At 61.0% G+C, this 1,753-nt stretch carries 2 protein-coding genes; both read right to left on the bottom strand.

Annotation, left to right across the window (positions count from 1 at the left end):
* Positions 1-167: 167 nt before the first annotated feature.
* Complete coding sequence (locus Q8K05_RS07810) at positions 168-458, bottom strand: site-specific integrase (RefSeq protein ID WP_305246000.1); 291 nt, start codon at positions 456-458, stop codon at positions 168-170.
* A 229-nt stretch (positions 459-687) separates the two neighbouring features.
* A partial coding sequence (gene ltrA / locus Q8K05_RS07805) for a group II intron reverse transcriptase/maturase (RefSeq protein ID WP_305245999.1) occupies positions 688-1,753 on the bottom strand: 1,066 nt, incomplete at its 5' end.

The following is a 1,753-nucleotide window of genomic DNA, read 5'->3' as shown; positions in this document are numbered from 1 at the left end:
CGACAGGCGGCGACAGGGGTTTCGCCGGCTTGGCGGCAGCGTGGGATTTGTCGGCAGCGGCTTTGACGCTTGCCTTGGCCGGTTTGGCCTTGGCGGCGGTGGTTTTGGCGGCGGCAACGGCTCGCGCGGACCGGGTGGTTCACGCGGTTCGTTCAACCGCTGACCCATCAAGCAAACCAAGCCGCAAGGTATCTGCGCGCCGGTGGCCCGCTAATCGGGATAGGGGAAGACCTCAAGCGGGCTGCGCAAGCGGCCTGATTCATGGTGCTGTAGGACAGTTGGCGCGTGCTCACCATGTCCAGCAAATAGGCGCTTACCTCGTCCTTGCTCAGGTGCTCCGGGCTGCGATGATAGTGGCGCGCCATGCGCGCTATCGCTTCGACGTAGCTTTCTTGCGTGCGAGCAGCAAAGCCACGGGTGACCATGGCATCAACCATGCGTTGGCGTAGGGGTGTCATCAGGTTTCTCCTGCAAGGCCGGGGAACATTCCCCAGCCTGAAGGTTTCTCCTGATCGGCACTCAATGCAAACGCCGCGCAAACGAAAACGCGGTGGCGGCCTGTGAGGACCAGCCACCGCGTCAGCGGTTTAGTTCAATCGGGATAGGAAGAAGCCTCACGGCCCCTCCCTCCCACACCACCGGACATACGGGTCACGTATCCGGCGGTTCCTTGAAACTTCGTTGCGCTCATGCTGCCCTGGCCGGTGCCAACTCGGGCAACCCCATTTGACGAAACATTCTTGCAGGCAGTGCCAGATTCAGTGCTGGCGTTTTGCTCAGCCGCCATGGGCCATGCGCGCTCTTGCTTGTGTTCCAAGCCTCGCGCACACTGACCCCGCGTTTCCTGAGTTCGCGGTAACCCGCGCTGCCCCATTGTTTCCATGCATAGCATCGTAACCGCCGTCGCACCCATTTGTCGATCTCGCGCAGAGGGCTCAAGACCTCGGCAATGCCGAAGTAGGCTTTCCACCCGGTCAGGGCAGTCTTCAACTCTTGCACGATGTCAATCAGCCGGTGACCTCGTGTGCGACGGGTCAGCTCGCGGATGGTGTCTTTGAGTTTCTCGATGGCCTTGGGTGCCACTTTGATCCTCGCGTCCCCGCGAGCAACGGTAAAGCCCAGAAACTTGCGGTTTCTAGGTCTGTCTACGGCGCTCTTTTGGGCGTTCACTGTGAGCCGCAGTGAATCGCGCAGGTAGCGCGTTACGTTTTGCATGATCCGCTCGCCCGCACGTTTGCTTTTGACGAAGATATTGCAGTCATCGGCATAACGGGCGAAGCGGTGACCTTGGCGCTCCAGCGCCCAGTCCAGTTCGTCCAGTACCACGTTGGCCAGCACCGGCGACAAGGGTCCGCCCTGCGGCACCCCTTGTATCGTGGCTTGGATTTGGCGGTTCACCTGCACCCCGCCTTTTAGAAAGCGGTTGATGAGTTTGAGCACATCGGGTGCGTCCACGTGCTGGCGCACGCGAACCATCAGGCGGTCGTGGTTGACGCGGTCGAAGAACGCCTCCAAGTCAATGTCCACCACCCAGCCGTACCCTTGTCGGATCGTGGCTTGGGCGTGACGCATCGCTTGGTGGGCGTTGCGTCCGGGCCGGAAGCCGTAGCTGTTGGGGTGGAAGTGGCTATCCCATTGGCGTTGGACGATTTGAGCCAGCGCTTGCTGGATGAATCGGTCCGTTACCGTCGGAATGCCCAGCAGGCGTTTTCTCCCGTCTGGCTTTGGGATTTCCACGCGCCGTACCGGCTTG

This window comes from Polaromonas sp. (assembly GCF_030682935.1).
Classification (GTDB): Bacteria; Pseudomonadota; Gammaproteobacteria; order Burkholderiales; family Burkholderiaceae_C; genus Polaromonas.
The sequence above is the reverse complement of the archived record's forward strand: the minus strand, read 5'-3'. Positions and strand labels throughout refer to the sequence as shown.